The organism is Nocardioides sp. (genome assembly GCF_041393715.1).
GTDB lineage: Bacteria > Actinomycetota > Actinomycetes > Propionibacteriales > Nocardioidaceae > Nocardioides.
The window spans coordinates 1-15,134 of the sequence record NZ_JAWKJQ010000010.1 but is presented as its reverse complement, the minus strand read 5'-3'; the positions used below and the strand labels follow the sequence as shown (position 1 = coordinate 15,134).

Below are 15,134 nucleotides of genomic sequence, written 5' to 3'. Positions count from 1 at the left end.
CGGGTCAGAGGGAGAGGAAGGAGACCCGGGCGCCGGTCCAGAGCACGACCCTGCCATCGGCGAGCGGGACCAGGCGGACCCCGGAGGCGCCCCGGACCAGGCCGCCCGGGCCGGCGTCGCCCTCGGCGTCGGTGACCTGGACGGTGCGGGTCCGCAGCCGGTCACCGTCGACGGTGGCGATGACCACCGACCCGCGGCCGGTGCGCCAGTCGGACACCACGGTGAGGGCGGTGTCTCGGTCGGGCAGCCAGGTGAACTGGCGCGGGTCCTGGCCGGCCAGTGCCGAGGTCTGCCTGCCCAGGGACGCGACGTCGAGGCGGGTGGGCGAGGTCAGGTCGGAGACGTCGAACAGCGCGAGCTGGGCCCCGGTGACCTGGCCGCGCAGGGTGGCGCTCTGCCCGACGCCGAGCAGCCGTTCGTCACCGATCGGGTGGAGGTACTCCGAGAAGCCGGGGATCTTCAGCTCGCCCAGCAGCCGCGGGGCGGCCGGGTCGCCGAGGTCGACGGCGTAGAGCGGGTCGGTCTGCCGGAACGTCACCACGATGGCCAGGTCGTCGAACCAGCGGACCGACTTGATCTGCTCGCCCACGCCCAGACCGTCGACGCGGCCGATCTCCACCAGGTCGGAGCCTTGCTCCGCGAGGGTGACGACCGCGTTGGCGTTCGCGGTGCCGTCGGTGGGGCCGACGGCCACCCGCAGGGTGCCGTCGACGGCGTCCATCGCCCAGCGGTCGGCGATCTGACCGCGGACCCGCCCGGAGGCGAGGTAGTCGGTGTGGGTCCCGTCGAGCGCGAAGGCATAGAGCCGGGTGTCGTAGGCGTCGTCGGCCGACTTCGTCGGGGTGGACGCCGGGGCGATGAGCCGGGGGTCGACGGCGCTGGGCACCGGGTCGATCGGCATGTCGTCGAGCGACGCCTCGTCCTCCGGCGTCATCTCGGGCTCGGTCAGCGCGTCCGACCGGACCTCGGGGAGCGGCTCCACCGGCATCGGGCCGGGGATCCAGCCGGCGGTCCACGGGCTGCTGGCGAGGTAGAGCCGGTCGGTCGAGAGGTACGCCGTCCGGGCGTCGCCGGCCACCGCCGTGGTCTCCGCCGCCTCCGGCCGGTCGGCGGGGAACGCGACCACCGTGGTGAGCCCCGGTCGCCTCCCGGCGTCGGGGAGCGCGACGTCGGCGCAGTCGACCAGGTCTGCCGCGGTCGTCCGGCCCCCGTCGCTGACGGTGGGCAGCCAGTCCTCGATCGTCGACTCGCGCACCACGGCGCGGTTGTGGGCCCGGGCCCGCCACTGCGACCAGCGGCCGCCCGAGGGGGAGGTGAAGTCGAGGTCGGGCAGCCCGGAGCTCAGCACCACCCGGACCACGTCGCCGTGCAGTCGCACCGCCACGGTCTCGGCATCGAAGACCCGGGTGTCGCTGACGGTGGGGTCGCTCGGGTCGCCGACGTCGACGACGGTCAGCCGGGTCCCCTGGAGCAGGCCCGGGAAGGGCCGCCCCGGCAGTGCCCGACGCGTCGCCGCCCCACGCTCCGGGCCGACCGCCACGACGGTGTCGCCGGAGAGCAGGATCTCGGCGCTGTCCACCCCGGGCAGCACCACCTGGCCGAGCCTGACGGGCGCGTCGCCGGAGACGTCGTACGTCGTGAGGACGTCGCCGTCGACGGTGACCATCAGGTGGCCGGAGGTCTTCACGGTGTCGGGCTCGTCGACACCGGCCTCCTGCACGTTGGTGCCGGTCTCGCTGCTGCCGACCTCCTCCGTGCGGGCCCCGGCCGCCGGGACCGGCCCGCCCGCCTCTCCGACGCCGAAGGAGAGGTCGTCCGCGTAGTAGACGGGGTAGGGGTCGCCCCAGCCCCAGGCGGTGACCTGGTCGAGGGCGCGGTCGACGAACCACTGCCGCAGCTCCTCGCACGAGCTCGCGGGCCGGAGCGCGGCATGGGTGAGCCGCACCGGGTCGGTCACCTGGCCACCGCCCGTCTGGGCCACCACCATGCCTGCCACGAAGGACCCGGCGAGCGCCGTCGCCGCCAGTCCCACCCGTGCTCCCGCCCTGGTCGCCATCGTTCCCCCTCGGTCGTGACTGCTGACCGTGATGGGACGCGGCCGGGCTGCCCGGGGTTCCCTCGTGCGCCCGAGCTCGTGCCGGGCGGGCCCGAGGGGTCAGCGCAGGGTGCGCGCCAGGGCCACCGAGGCGGCTGCCAGCAGCGCGGAGCCCGCGCCGACCAGGACGAGGACGTTGGGCCAGACCTGCGCGAGCCCGTCGCCGTCGACGAGGATCCGCCAGAGGGCGTCGTTCATCCACGCGTGCGGAGTGAGGAACGCGATCCGGCGCAGCCCGTCGGGGAAGAACTCCAGGGGCTGCATCGAGCCGCCGAGGGCCGCCAGCACCAGCGACAGCAGCAGGCCGAGCGCGCCGACCTGCTGCGGGCTGCGGCCGATGGTGCCGAGCAGCATGGCGCCGCCGGTGCCGACCAGGGCCATGCCGACGCACAGTGCCCAGACCGCGCCCGGTGCGTGCCAGTCGACGCCGAAGAGGAACAGGCTCCCGAAGAACACGATGGCGGCCTGCAGCAGCGCGACCACGAAGCGGGCGAGCGCCTCGCCGGCGACGATCGCCGAGACCGTCGACGGCCCGGCGCGCATCCGGCGGGTGACGCCGAGCTGGCGCGTCGTGAGCAGGTAGGCCGCGCCGTTGAGCGAGGTCAGGAAGATGAACAGGGTGAGCTGGCCCGAGGCCACCACGGCCTGGATGCCGGCCACCGTGTCGCCGTCCTCGCCGATCTGCTCGACGTCGACGACCGTCGGAGGCGTGGCCGCGGCGGCGGCCGACACGGCCCTCGCTGCGGCCTCGGCGGCGGCGCCGGTGTCGTCGGACACCAGCGCGACCACCCGCTCGTGGACGCCGGCCTCCTGGACCGTGGCGCCGAAGACCGAGCGCAGCTCCAGGTCCTGCCCGTCGCCCGAGGAGAGCCAGCGGAACGTCGTGTGCCCCTCCGAGGTCTCGACGACCCAGCCGGCGTCGAGGGTCCGCCGGGCCACATCGTCGCGCAGGCCGGCGGCCGAGCCGACCTCGACCAGCTCGACGTTCTGCAGCTCGGCCATCCTGGCCGTCACCGAGCGGGAGAGGTCACTGGGGTCGGTGTCCACCACGCCGATCCGGGTGTCGCCGGCGGACCCACCGATGGCCACACCGAGGGCGAAGACGATCAGCAGTGGCAGGACCACGAGGAAGAACAGGTTGGACCGGTCGGCGACCAACCGCCGCAGGTTGGCCCGGGTGATCGCGAGCACGGTGTCGCCGGTGGTCGCGCTCATGGCCGCATCGTCCGTCGCGCCAGGACCAGCCCGGGGATGCCCACGACCGCGGCGAAGAGCAGCAGGGCGGCGACCGGTCCGGCGACGGCTGTCCAGCTCTGACCGCCCGTCATCCGGACCAGCCCCTCGTTGAACCAGTAGTGCGGCGTCAGCTTGGTGGCCACCGCCGCGGGGCCGCCCGCACGGGCCATCGAGAAGAAGGACCCGCCCACGATCCCCAGCACCAGCGCGACCCCGGCCTGCATCGCGCCGGCCTGCTCGGGACTGTGGGCGAGGCCGGCGACGAGGCTCACCGTGGCCACCGCCGCCAGCACGCCGCTCACCACCAGCAGGGCCACGCCCAGCGGGTTGCCCCAGTCGGCTCCCAGCAGCAGGCTCGAGAAGCCGACCATGAACGCCATCGACACCAGCCCCAGGACGAAGCTGACCAGCACCTTGCTGGCCAGCAGCTGCCAGGGCGGCACAGGGGCGGCCAGGATCCGAGCCAGGGTCTTCTCGCGGCGCTCCTCGAGCAGCCCGAGCACGCCGAACTGCACGGTGAAGAACAGGAAGAACGTCGCCATGCCGGCGGCGAGCTGGGTCTTCGGGTCGATCGCGTCCGCGCCCTCGGTGGCGTCCACCACGCCCGCCGCGGCGGAGGAGTCGGTGAGCCGCTGGACCACGGTGGCCGGGTCGGCGGTGCCACCGAGCGACTGGGTGGCCAGCACGGCCTGACCGACCCCGTCGACGGTGAGCGCGGTCGACCTGCTGACCGACTCGAGGATCGCACTGGCGATCGGGGCGCCCGGGTCGGTGAGGACGGTGACGGCACCTCCGTCGGCGCTGACGACGACGCCGGCGTCGACGTCGCCGTCGGCGATCGCGGTGCGCAGCGCCGCCTCGTCGTCGTACGCCGTCACGGTGAGGGTGTCGTCGGCCTCCAGCGAGGCCAGGGGGCCGGACTCGAGGGCCTGCGAGACCGGCGCGTCGGCCGCCACGAAGCCGACCGGGACCTGCTGCACGTCGGGCCCCTCGACCAGGAAGGACATCACGGTCACCAGCGCCGCGGGGGCGAGCAGGGCCAGCACGATCGCCGACCGGTCGCGGAGCCGGGCCCGCATGTCCCGCCAGAAGAGCGTCCAGACGTGCACGGCGCTCAGTCCCTGAGGGCGGTGCCGGTGATGTGCAGGAAGACCGAGTCCAGGGAGGGCTCGGCGACCCGCAGGTCGACGATGCCGACGCCGGCCCGGTCGAGCTCGGTGACCAGGCGCGGGAGGAGCGCCGAGGCGGTCGCGACCATGCACTCGACGGTCTGGTCGTCGGGTGCGGTGGCCTGGAGCACGTCGGGAAGAGTCCTCAGCGCGTCGGCGGCCGAGGCGGCCTGGCCGGTCACCTTCACGGTGATCCGGTCGTGCTCCTCGACCAGCGCGACCAGCTCTCGGCGGGTCCCCAGCGCCAGCAGCCGCCCGTGGTCGACGATCCCGACCCGGCGGCACAGCCGCTCGGCCTCCTCCATGTAGTGCGTGGTGTAGAGCACGCTCATGCCGGACTCGCCGAGCGCGGCCACCGCCTCGAGGATGGCGTTGCGGCTCTGCGGGTCGATGCCGACGGTCGGCTCGTCGAGGATCAGCAGCCGGGGCTGGTGGAGCATCCCCGCCGCGATGTTGAGGCGGCGCTGCATGCCGCCGGAGTAGTCCTTGGTGCGGTCGTCGGCCCGGTCGGTCAGGCCCACGACCTCGAGCGTCTCGTCGATGCGTGCCTTCGCCTCCGCGCCTCGCAGGCCGTAGAGCCGGGCGAAGAACACCAGGTTGTCGCGCCCGCTGAGCTCCGGATAGAGCGCGATCTCCTGGGGGACGTAGCCGATCAGCTCCCGCCCCTTGATGCTCCCGGTGCGGATCGGGGTGCCCTCCACGCTGACCTCGCCCGCGTCGGCGTCCAGCAGGCCGCAGATCATCGAGATGGTGGTGGTCTTGCCGGCGCCGTTGGGACCGAGCAGGCCGAACGTCTCCCCGGGTGCGACCTCGAAGGACAGGTCGTCGACGGCGTGCAGGTCACCGAACGACTTGCGCAGGCCCTGGACGGACAGCGTGGCTTGGGTCATCGGAACGCTCCTGGCGGTTGCTCCGCGGGTCTATAGTGACACTAACTTAACTGGACTATAGAGCGCAACGGAGGTGTTCGGATGGCCCGTCGCCCGCCCGGCCAGCTGCGCGCCGACATCCTCGACGCCACCACCGCGCTGCTGCGAGAGCGGCTGGACCCGGCCCTGGTGTCCATCGACGCGGTGGTGTCCGCCGTCGGCTGCTCGCCGCCCGCCCTCTACTACTACTTCCCCACCAAGGAGCACCTGCTCTGGGAGGCGTGCCGGGCGCAGTACGCCGACTTCTCCGCAGACCTGCAGGCGATGACGCCGACCACCGACGACCCGCGCGAGGATCTGAGGGCTCGGGGCCTGGCCTACCTCACCTGGGCTCGGGAGCACCCGGCGGCCTACCGCGTGCTGTTCATGACGCGCCTCGACCTGAGCGACCCCGATGCCCCGGAGGCGCCGGACCCCGGGGCGTCGCCCGACTTCCACGACGTCCCCGGCCTCGGCGACCTGGTCCGCGACCTGGAGCGGGCCGCCGCCGCGGGGCACCCGGTGGGCGACGTCAACCTGGCGGCGTTCTCGCTGTGGGCGATCGTCCATGGCTTCGCCAGCCTCTCGGTCACCGAGCCGGCCATCCCCGTGGCCTTCCTCGAGGCCGGGCTGCACCGGGCCACCGTGGGCCTGATCCCGCCGCGACAGCCATGACACGATGACGCCATGGCCGCCTCCGGTTCCGAGCGCGAGCTCGACGTCGTGCTGTTCGGGGCCACCGGCTTCACCGGTGGGCTGACCGCTGACTACCTCGCCCGGCATGCCCCGCCGGGGCTGCGCTGGGGGCTGGCCGGCCGCAACCCCGACAAGCTCGCGGCGGTCCGGGAGCGGGTGGCCGGGCTCCGTGACGGGGCGGACGAGCTCCCGCTGTTGGTCGCCGACGCCGCCGACCCCGACTCGCTGGCGGAGGTCGCGCGCCGCACCGCGGTGGTGGCGACGACCGTCGGGCCCTATCTGGAGTACGGCGAGCCGCTGGTGGCCGCGTGCGCCGCGGCCGGCACGGACTATGCCGATCTCACCGGCGAGCCGGAGTTCGTCGACCGGATGTACGTCGCCCACCACGCGACCGCGGAGCGCACCGGCGCGCGGCTGGTGCACGCCTGCGGCTTCGACTCGGTGCCCCACGACCTCGGCGCCCTGTTCACGGTGGCGCAGCTGCCCGACGACGTCCCGATCACGATGCGCGGCGTCGTCCGCGCCGGCGGGCGCCCGTCGGGTGGGACGTTCCAGACCGCGCTGACCGCGATGTCGCGGATGCGGCAGGCGCGAGCCGCCTCGTCGGCCCGGCGGAAGGTCGAGCCGCGCCCGGAGGGCCGCTCGTCGCGGGCGGTGCCGGGCACACCTCACCGGGACGCCGAGCTGGGGCTCTGGCTGCTCCCCCTGCCGCTGCTCGACCCGCTCGTGGTGGCGCGCAGCGGGCGCGCGCTGCCGGCGTACGGTCCGGACTTCCGCTACACCCACTACGCCGGCTTCGCCTCACTGCCGTGGGCGGCCGGTGCCGCCGTCGGCGCCGGCGCGCTCGGCCTGGCGGCCCAGGTCGGTCCGGTGCGCGACCTCGTGGGCAGGCAGCTGCAGGCCGGTGAGGGTCCCGACGAGGAGCGGCGTTCGCGGTCGTGGTTCAGCGTCGACTTCGTGGCGGAGGCCGACGGTGGCGCCGTCCACACCCGGGTCACCGGCGGCGACCCCGGCTACGGCGAGACGGCGATGATGCTCGGCGAGTCTGCGATGTGCCTGGCGCTCGACGACAACCCGGAGGTGGCCGGACAGGTGACCACCGCGGTGGCCATGGGTGAGTCCCTCACCGCGAGGCTGGTGGCCGGCGGGCTGGGGTTCGAGGTGGTCGACTGAGCAGGGTCTCCCCGGCTCAGGCGGTGCCCGACCCGAGAAGCCCCGGCGGCTCGTTGTACGGCGTCACGACCTGCACCGCCGACGGCAGGCTGACCGGGCTGCCGGGCAGCACACCGCGCGCCTGCAGCAGCAGGCGGCTGGCGCGCCGCAGATCGGCACGCAGGTCGTGGTGCAGGACCGCGGACAGCCGGCCGCCGCGCAGCAGCCGGCGGTTGTCGGCGTCGAGGTCGTGGGCGACGTACACCGAGGGTCTGCGGCCGGCGGCGTCGAAGGCGGCGAAGGTCGCCGCGTTGCCACCGCCGGGGGAGTAGACGGCGTCCAGGTCGGGGTGGGCGTCCAGTGCGTCGGCCACGGCGCCCAGCAGCGTCGCGTCGAGCCCGTCGGTGTCGGTGATCGTGACGACGGGGCGACCCGGTGCGAGGTCGGCCAACGTCGACCGGAACCCGGCCTCCCGCTCCTCCTCGCCCAGGAAGAACGAGCTGCTGGTGGTCACCAGGACCGTCCCGCGACCCCGTGACATCCGGGTGACGAGGTAGGCCGCCGTCGCCCCCGCCGCTCGGTTGTCGACGCCGGCGTAGGCCACCCGCCGGCTGTCGGTCAGGTCGGTCACGAAGGTGACCACGGGGATGTCGGCCTCGGCCAGCCGGGCCACCGCCGCGACGACCAGCGGGTGGTCGGGTGCCTTGAGGATCACGCCGTCGGAGCCGCGGCGCGCGATCTTGGCCAAGGCCTGCGCGGCCGCCTGCGGGTCGCTCCGCTCGGCCAGGTGGGAGCGCACCCGCAGCACCGCGGGACGCATCGCCGCCAGCTCCGTCTCGAGGGCCGCCCGGCTCTGCGAGGCGAACCGGTCGGGGGCCTGCATCACCAGGTCGAGCAGCACCGCCCGGGTCGACAGCAGCACCTGCCCCTGCTGCCGGTCGAGCTCCGCGATCGCCCGCTCGACCTGGGCCACCGTCTCCGGCCGCACCCCCTCGCGGCCGTGCAGCACCCGGTCGACGGTGGCCCGCGACAGGCCCGCCTGGGCGGCGATGTCGGTGACCCGGTGGCGGCGACGCGGCACGGTGGCTCCTGGGTGGGATGGGTGGCCGGGTGGGTGGGGCGGTGCCCGGGATGAGGCGATCATGAGGCATTTCGGGGGCTCGGGTCGAGGCCTCCCGGCACTAGCGTCGAGGCCATCGGTCGCGCGCGAAGTGTCGCCGATTGGGCACAAACTGCAGCCAAATGTCGCGAAATCGCGACGTTTGGGGCCAAACGTCGACCCACCGCACCCCACCCGGAGGACCGCCATGACCACCACCACCCACCCGGCCAGGATCACCACCGGCTGGTACGACGCCCACGACTGCGACCTGGCCGAGTTCCGGGCCGTCGTGGAGCAGGAGACCGACGCGACGGCGTACCCCCACGCCGACGAGGTGGTCCAGGGCGTCCTCCTGTACGGCGACCGGCTGCGCGCCGCCGCGGCCGACCCGGCGAGCCGACCGGCCGTCCAGGCCGAGCTCGCACACGCGCTGCTCGAGGGCCCCGGGATCGTCGTCTTCAAGGACGCGTTCGAGCGGGGCGTGGTCGACCGGGCGACGGAGGCCTTCCTCCGCTTGATCGAGCGCGAGAAGGCCGACGGTGGCACCCGCGGCGACCACTTCGCCGAGCCGGGTGCCAACGACCGGGTCTGGGGCGCGCTCGACAAGCTGGCCGTCGCCGAGCCGGAGCTCTTCGCCGACTACTACGCCAACGACACCCTGGCGCTGGTCAGCGAGGCCTGGCTCGGCCCGCACTACCAGGTCACCTCGCAGGTCAACGTGGTCAACCCGGGCGGCCAGGCGCAGGTCGCCCACCGCGACTACCACCTCGGCTTCATGGACCTCGACCAGGCCCGCGCGTTCCCCGCCCAGGTGCACGCGCTGTCGCCCGCCCTCACCCTCCAGGGCGCGGTCGCCCACGTCGACATGCCCGTCGAGACCGGGCCGACGCTCTATCTCCCGCACTCGCAGAAGTACGCCGCGGGCTACGTCGCGTTCCACGACCCCGCGTTCACGGCGTACTTCGAGGACCACTACGTCCAGCTGCCGCTGGCCAAGGGCGACGCGGTCTTCTTCAACCCCGCGCTGTTCCACGGCGCCGGCACCAACCGGACCACCGACGTCCGGCGGATGGCCAACCTGCTCCAGGTCTCGTCGGCGTTCGGGCGGGCGATGGAGACCGTCGACACCCGGGCGGTCGTCGCCGCGGTCTATCCGGTACTGCGCCGCTGGGCCGCCGCCGGGGCCGACCGGCGCGCCCTCGACCGCGTCGTCACCGCGGCCGCCGAGGGCTACCCGTTCCCGACCAACCTCGACCTCGACCAGCCCGTCGGCTCGATGGCGCCCGCCAGTCAGGCCGACCTGGTGCGCCAGGCCCTCGCGGAGGACTGGGACGAGGGACGGCTCGCAGAGGCCCTCGCGGCCCAGGACCAGCGGCGCAGCTCCGCGGTCGCCACGCCCCGCTGAGCATTCCCGAACGCGCGCTGCTGGAGTAGCGTGCCGCCCATGGTGCGCATGCTGATCGGGCTGCTGATCGTCCTGTCCAACGCGCTGGGGCTGATCGTGGCGGCCCTCGTCCTGGGCGACAGGATGGAGCTCTCCGCCTCGGCGTTCATCGTCGCGGTGGTGGTCTTCACCGTCGTCTATGCCATCGCCCAGCCGTTCCTGACGCAGATGGCGATGACCAAGGTGCCCGCGCTGCGCGGCGGCGTGGCGCTGATCGCCACCCTCGTCGCGTTGCTCATCACCGCCGCCGTCTCCGACGGGCTCAGCATCACCGGAGTCACCACCTGGATCCTCGCCACGCTGATCGTCTGGGTGGTCTCGCTGATCGGTGCCCTGCTGCTGCCGCTGGTGCTGGTCAAGAAGGCGGTCGAGGAGCGCCGCGACTGACACCGCGGATGGTGCCCCAGGCAGGAGTCGAACCTGCGACCTTTCGCTTAGGAGGCGGCTGCTCTATCCGCTGAGCTACTGGGGCCGGCGGCCATCTTGTCACGAGCCTCGGCGCCGCCGGGGGCCCGCGCGGCTTTGGGGATTCTCAGGTTGAGGCTCCATCATGGAGCGGTGGTCGGTACGCCGACCGTCAGCCTGACCTACCCCCCGAGGACCCGTTCATGCCCGACGAGCCGTGGGTCGACGACGCCGCGGCCGTCGACCAGCCGGATGCTGTCGTCGACCCCGACGAGGAGGCCGACGTCCTCGACGACGCCGACGACGCCGACGACGAGGGTGCCGGCAACGGCAAGCCCAAGCGGCGCGGCAAGGTCAAGAAGCGTCACACGGTCGCGCGCGTGCTGGCGGTGACGACGCTCGCGCTGGCGATGGTGACCGGCCTGACGGTGGTCTACTCGTTCCGGCACCTGTCGGGCAACCTCAACGTCGCGGACTACAGCCAGGACCTCCAGAACCGCCCGGAGAAGAAGAAGGTGGAGGGCCCCAAGGAGCCTCTCAACATCCTCATCATGGGCACCGACACCCGCCAGGGCGAGGGCAACAACATCGACAACCAGGCCGGTGAGGGTGGCTCGGACACCACGATCCTGGTCCACCTGTCGGCCGACCGCGAGCATGCCTATGGGATCAGCATCCCGCGCGACTCGATGGTCGACCGGCCGGCCTGCGACAAGGGCGCGATCCCCGCGGCGTCGTACCAGATGTGGAACGCCGCGTTCGCCATCGGCGGCCCCGCCTGCACCATCCAGCAGTTCGAGCAGCTGACCGGGATCCTGGTCGACCACTACGTCACCGTCGACTTCAACGGCTTCCAGGAGATGGTCGACGCGGTCGGCGGCGTCGAGGTCTGCATCCCCGAGACGATCGACGACCGTTCCCACGGCATCTACCTCGAGGCCGGCACCCGGGAGATCTCCGGCCGGCAGGCGCTGTCCTACGTCCGCCAGCGGTACGCCGTCGGCGACGGCTCCGACATCGGCCGCCTCAAGCGGCAGCAGGCTTTCGTGGCGTCGATGTCCAACAAGGTGCTGTCGGCGGGCACCCTGACCAGCCCGACCCGCCTGCTCGGCTTCCTCAACGCCGCGACCAAGTCGCTCACCGTCGATCCGGGGCTGTCCAACATGGGCAAGATCGCCAAGCTGGGCATCGAGTTCCGCAACATCAACCCGTCGAACATCCAGTTCCTCACCATCCCGTGGACCGTCGACCCCAGCAACCCCAACCGTGTGTGGGCGCCCGAGGCCAAGGTGGTGTGGCGCCGGATCGCCCTCGACAAGCCGCTCACCCGGCGGCTGACCGTCGACGCGATCTCCGCGGCCCGCCCGCCGGACGGCCAGGAGAAGACGAAGAACAAGAAGAACAAGAACGGCAGCGCCAGCGCCTCTCCGTCGGCGACCCCGACGGACCAGGCCGACCAGGCCGCTGCCGCGGCTGGGCTGTGCACGTGACCGCGGCCGACGATGCTCGCCACGACGCGGGACCACCGGTGCCCGTGGAGCCGGCCGACCAGCAGGACTGGCAGCGGCGCAGGCGGCTGGCCGAGGTCTTCGGTGACGTCCTGCCCGAGACCACCGGCGACGAGCGGCCACCGGGAGCGGCCGGGTCGGCCCCGACGAGGCCGAGTCGGCGTCCGACGCCTGGCTGCGTGCCCAGGTGCCGCCGCACCACGGCTGACCGGGTCGTGTGTCTGAGCCGTCGTACTCCACGCGGGGGCGAGCACACGACCAGGCGCCACAGATCCCCGGGATCGGGTCGTGGTCTGGGCCTGCGGCGACGACGACGGTTGAGACACACAACCCCGGAGGCCGGGGGCGACCCCGGCGGTGCGTGGTGGCGTCCGGACGCGACGAAGGCCCGCCCGGTCTCCCGGACGGGCCCTCGTGGGAGTGCTCTCAGGCCTTGGTGGCCAACGAGTCACGGATCTCGGTGAGCAGCTGCACCTCGGTCGGGCCGGAGGCCTCCTCGGGGAAGAACCGCTCGCGCGCCTTGGTGTAGGGCACGACGACGAAGAAGTAGACGACGGCGGCGAGGATCAGGAACGCGATCACGGCGTTGAGGAAGGCGCCGAAGGTGTTCTCCTTGTTGGAGAAGACGTGTCTGGCGCTCTCCGGCATCTGCGCGGTGAGCCAGTTGGTGAACGTCGTCACGACTGCACCGAACGAGGTGGCGATGATGACCGCCACCGCGAGGTCCACGAGATTGCCGCGCAGGACGAAATTCTTGAATCCACTCATGTGGTGTCTCCTTGTGAGCGGCTCCCCGGGAGGCCGCGTCGGATCGGACAGCGGAAGCCTAATCGCTGTAGGTGTAGCCGAGGTACAGCGCGACGGCCGCCCCCTGCACCTTCTCGACTGATGAGACGGGAACTCCGAGCAGCACGACGCGGCCCCCCAGCGGTCCGGCGGTGGTCTCGTCGGCGGCCGGGGTCTGCAGCACCAGCGCATCCGAGGCGACCTGCCAGGTGCGGCCACGGCGGGCGTCGGTGGCCAGCAGGTCGATGCGGTCGCCGGGACGCAGCAGGCCGGCGGCCGCCGCGTCGGGCAGCCGGACCGGTGTGGCCACCAGTCCGGGCGGTGGCCGGCTGCCCGGCTGGCCGACGAGGCGGACGTCGGTGAGCGGCTCACCGCTGCGGACCGGTGCGGCCAGGGTGGCCCCGACCGGATCGTCGAGCGCACCCCCGGGCACCGCGTCGGCGGGCAGCCGCAGCGCCACGACGTCGTCGGGCCCGAGGACCGCTCCGGCGGCCAGGTCGTGGGCGGCGGCGGGGACGACGACCAGCCGGGGCGGCGGCGGGGAGACGGCCCGGAGGGCGGCGACCACCGCGACGGCCGCGCAGACGGCGGCCAGCAGGCGGCGGCGCGCGAGCACCGCCCGCCGCAGTCGGCGGGTGAGTCGGCGGCGGCGCCGGGCCAGCTGCTCTCGGTCGGCGGTCGTGGTCACCCGGTGACGTTAGGCCGATCCCGGGTGTCGGTGCGGCGGCCCTCCACAGGGCCGCCCGGCGTCAGGAGCCGGTGGTCGACGAGCTCCCGGAGGAGGAGCCTCCGGAGGAGCCGGTGCCGGAGGTGCCGGACGAGCCGGATCCGGAGCCGGAGCCGGACGAGCCGGAGCCGGACGAGCCGGAGCCGGACGAGCCGGAGCCGGACGAGCTCTCCGACGAGCCGCCGGCCGGCACCGACGAGGTGGACCCCGACCGGGAGTCGGTGCGGTAGAAACCGGACCCCTTGAACACCACGCCGACGGCGTTGAAGACCTTCCGCAGCCGCCCGTCACACTCCGGGCAGTGGGTCAGGGCGTCCTCGTGGAAGCTCTGGACCTGCTCGAAGGTGTGCCCGCACGCGGTGCAGGCGTACTGGTAGGTCGGCACGCTCCCACCCTTTCGTCCCGGGTCCGCGGGCTGGCACTCGACGCCCGCGAGTGCCAAGTGTAGCCCGGGTCCCGAAGCAGGGGCGGGGTGGGCACAATGGGCCCACCATGGCCACCGCTCCGCCCCCCTCGACCCCCGGGTCGCCCACCTCGCCCGCCACTGCGTCCGCCCCGGCCCGGCCCTCGCCCCTCGGCTGGTGGCGGCGCTTCCGGCGCTGGCCGGGGCCCGCCCGGTGGTCGGCGTACGTCGCGGTGACGCTGGTGCTGCTCCTCGTCGCGGCGGTGGCGGGTGGCGTCGTCGTCCTCCGACGGCCGCTCCCGCAGACGGCCGGCACCCTGGAGGTGCCGGGCCTCGACGGCACCGTGGAGGTGGTCCGCGACGCCCACGGCATCCCGCAGCTCTACGGCGACTCCCTCGACGACCTGATGCGGGCCCAGGGCTTCGTGCACGCCCAGGAGCGCTTCTTCGAGATGGACCTGCGCCGGCACGTCACCTCGGGCCGGCTCTCCGAGCTGTTCGGGGAGCAGACCCTCGACACCGACAAGTACATCCGGACCCTCGGGTGGCGGCGGGTGGCCGAGCAGGAGGTCGCCCTGGTCGCTCCGGAGACCCGGCGGCTGCTGCAGGACTACGCCGACGGCGTCAACGCCTACCTCGACACGCACTCGCCCTCCGAGATCGCGGTGCAGTACACGCTGCTCGGCCTCCAGGGGCTGCGCTACGAGCCCGAGCCGTGGACCCCCGCCGACTCGCTCGCGTGGCTCAAGGCGATGGCCTGGGACCTGCGGGGCAACATGGCCGACGAGATCGCCCGGGCGCTGTCGTCGGTCGACCACACGCCGGCCGAGGTGCGCGAGCTCTTCCCGTCCTATCCCTACGCCGACCACGCGCCGATCGTCACCGCCGGCGCGGTGGTCGACGGCGCCTTCGACCCCGGCGCGCGACCGGCCGCCGCCCGGCCCGCCTACCCACGAGCGGCCCTCGCGCGCCTCGACGACCTGCAGCAGGGGTTGGCCGCGCTGCCCGCCCTGCTCGGCCGCGGCGCCGGGCTGGGCTCCAACTCGTGGGTCGTCGACGGAGCGCACTCGCAGACGGGCTCCCCGATCCTCGCCAACGACCCGCATCTGGGGGTCAGCCTCCCGGGGATCTGGATGCAGATGGGGCTGCACTGCCGCCAGGTCGACGACGACTGCCCGCTCGACGTCGCCGGCTTCACGTTCTCCGGCGTCCCGGGCGTGATCATCGGCCACAACGCCGACATCGCCTGGGGCTTCACCAACCTCGGTCCCGACGTCACCGACCTCTACCTCGAGCAGGTGCGCGACGACACCTGGCGCCGTGGCCGGACCTGGAAGCCGCTGAAGGTGCGCACCGAGACGATCGCGGTGCGCGGCGGCGACGACTTCGAGCTCCGGATCCGGGAGACCGACCACGGACCCCTGCTCTCCGACGTCTCCCAGGAGCTCGCCACGGTCGGGGCCAACGCCGCGCCGTTGGGGAGCACCGACTACGCCGTGTCGC

General features: G+C 73.4%; 14 protein-coding genes and 1 tRNA gene. 6 read left to right on the top strand and 9 right to left on the bottom strand.

Features of this window, described 5'->3' with window-relative positions; genetic code table 11:
* Positions 1–4 precede the first annotated feature (4 nt).
* The 4 genes from R2740_RS15295 to R2740_RS15280 form a co-directional block, all read right to left on the bottom strand.
* On the bottom strand, positions 5–2,056 hold the full coding sequence (locus R2740_RS15295) for a beta-propeller domain-containing protein (protein WP_371303557.1): 2,052 nt from the start codon (positions 2,054–2,056) through the stop codon (positions 5–7).
* 99 nt (positions 2,057–2,155) lie between these two features.
* A complete protein-coding gene (locus tag R2740_RS15290; protein WP_371303556.1) occupies positions 2,156–3,310 on the bottom strand; it encodes an ABC transporter permease in 1,155 nt (384 codons plus the stop codon).
* Positions 3,307–4,440, bottom strand: coding sequence for an ABC transporter permease (locus R2740_RS15285; RefSeq protein ID WP_371303555.1), 1,134 nt, complete (start codon positions 4,438–4,440; stop codon positions 3,307–3,309). Before R2740_RS15285 ends, R2740_RS15290 begins: the two co-directional genes overlap by 4 nt.
* A 5-nt stretch (positions 4,441–4,445) precedes the next feature.
* The gene (locus R2740_RS15280) at positions 4,446–5,390 is read right to left on the bottom strand and encodes an ABC transporter ATP-binding protein (RefSeq protein ID WP_371303554.1); all 945 of its coding nucleotides are present in this window, start codon (positions 5,388–5,390) and stop codon (positions 4,446–4,448) included.
* A gap of 81 nt (positions 5,391–5,471) precedes the next feature.
* Between R2740_RS15280 and R2740_RS15275 the strand changes: the two genes are divergently transcribed.
* Together R2740_RS15275 and R2740_RS15270 are read left to right on the top strand one after the other, a co-directional pair.
* Complete coding sequence (locus R2740_RS15275) at positions 5,472–6,083, top strand: TetR/AcrR family transcriptional regulator (protein WP_371303553.1); 612 nt, start codon at positions 5,472–5,474, stop codon at positions 6,081–6,083.
* Positions 6,084–6,095: 12 nt separating this feature from the next.
* Positions 6,096–7,277: a trans-acting enoyl reductase family protein gene (locus R2740_RS15270; protein ID WP_371303552.1), complete on the top strand. Its 1,182-nt coding sequence runs from the start codon at positions 6,096–6,098 to the stop codon at positions 7,275–7,277.
* Positions 7,278–7,293: 16 nt separating this feature from the next.
* Here R2740_RS15270 and R2740_RS15265 read toward each other — a convergent pair whose 3' ends face one another.
* On the bottom strand, positions 7,294–8,337 hold the full coding sequence (locus R2740_RS15265; RefSeq protein WP_371303551.1) for a LacI family DNA-binding transcriptional regulator: 1,044 nt from the start codon (positions 8,335–8,337) through the stop codon (positions 7,294–7,296).
* 226 nt (positions 8,338–8,563) lie between these two features.
* Between R2740_RS15265 and R2740_RS15260 the strand changes: the two genes are divergently transcribed.
* Complete coding sequence (locus tag R2740_RS15260) at positions 8,564–9,763, top strand: phytanoyl-CoA dioxygenase family protein (protein ID WP_371303550.1); 1,200 nt, start codon at positions 8,564–8,566, stop codon at positions 9,761–9,763.
* A gap of 39 nt (positions 9,764–9,802) precedes the next feature.
* Positions 9,803–10,189 (top strand): hypothetical protein, encoded by a 387-nt coding sequence (locus R2740_RS15255; protein WP_371303549.1) that lies wholly within the window; start codon positions 9,803–9,805, stop codon positions 10,187–10,189.
* Between the two features lie 9 nt (positions 10,190–10,198).
* Here R2740_RS15255 and R2740_RS15250 read toward each other — a convergent pair.
* Positions 10,199–10,274: transfer RNA gene (locus R2740_RS15250), tRNA-Arg, on the bottom strand.
* Positions 10,275–10,410: 136 nt separating this feature from the next.
* On the opposite strand from R2740_RS15250, the gene R2740_RS15245 reads away from it, so the two are divergent.
* Positions 10,411–11,697, top strand: coding sequence for an LCP family protein (locus R2740_RS15245; RefSeq protein WP_371303548.1), 1,287 nt, complete (start codon positions 10,411–10,413; stop codon positions 11,695–11,697).
* Between the two features lie 444 nt (positions 11,698–12,141).
* On the opposite strand, the gene R2740_RS15240 is transcribed toward R2740_RS15245, so the two are convergent.
* The 3 genes from R2740_RS15240 to R2740_RS15230 all read right to left on the bottom strand — a co-directional run bounded on the left by R2740_RS15240 (position 12,142) and on the right by R2740_RS15230 (position 13,613).
* On the bottom strand, positions 12,142–12,483 hold the full coding sequence (locus tag R2740_RS15240; protein ID WP_371303547.1) for an MscL family protein: 342 nt from the start codon (positions 12,481–12,483) through the stop codon (positions 12,142–12,144).
* Positions 12,484–12,541: 58 nt separating this feature from the next.
* On the bottom strand, positions 12,542–13,189 hold the full coding sequence (locus R2740_RS15235; RefSeq protein ID WP_371303546.1) for an SAF domain-containing protein: 648 nt from the start codon (positions 13,187–13,189) through the stop codon (positions 12,542–12,544).
* Positions 13,190–13,250: 61 nt separating this feature from the next.
* Positions 13,251–13,613 (bottom strand): FmdB family zinc ribbon protein, encoded by a 363-nt coding sequence (locus tag R2740_RS15230; RefSeq protein ID WP_371303545.1) that lies wholly within the window; start codon positions 13,611–13,613, stop codon positions 13,251–13,253.
* Positions 13,614–13,720: 107 nt separating this feature from the next.
* Here R2740_RS15230 and R2740_RS15225 point away from each other — a divergent pair.
* A partial coding sequence (locus R2740_RS15225; protein WP_371303544.1) for a penicillin acylase family protein occupies positions 13,721–15,134 on the top strand: 1,414 nt, incomplete at its 3' end.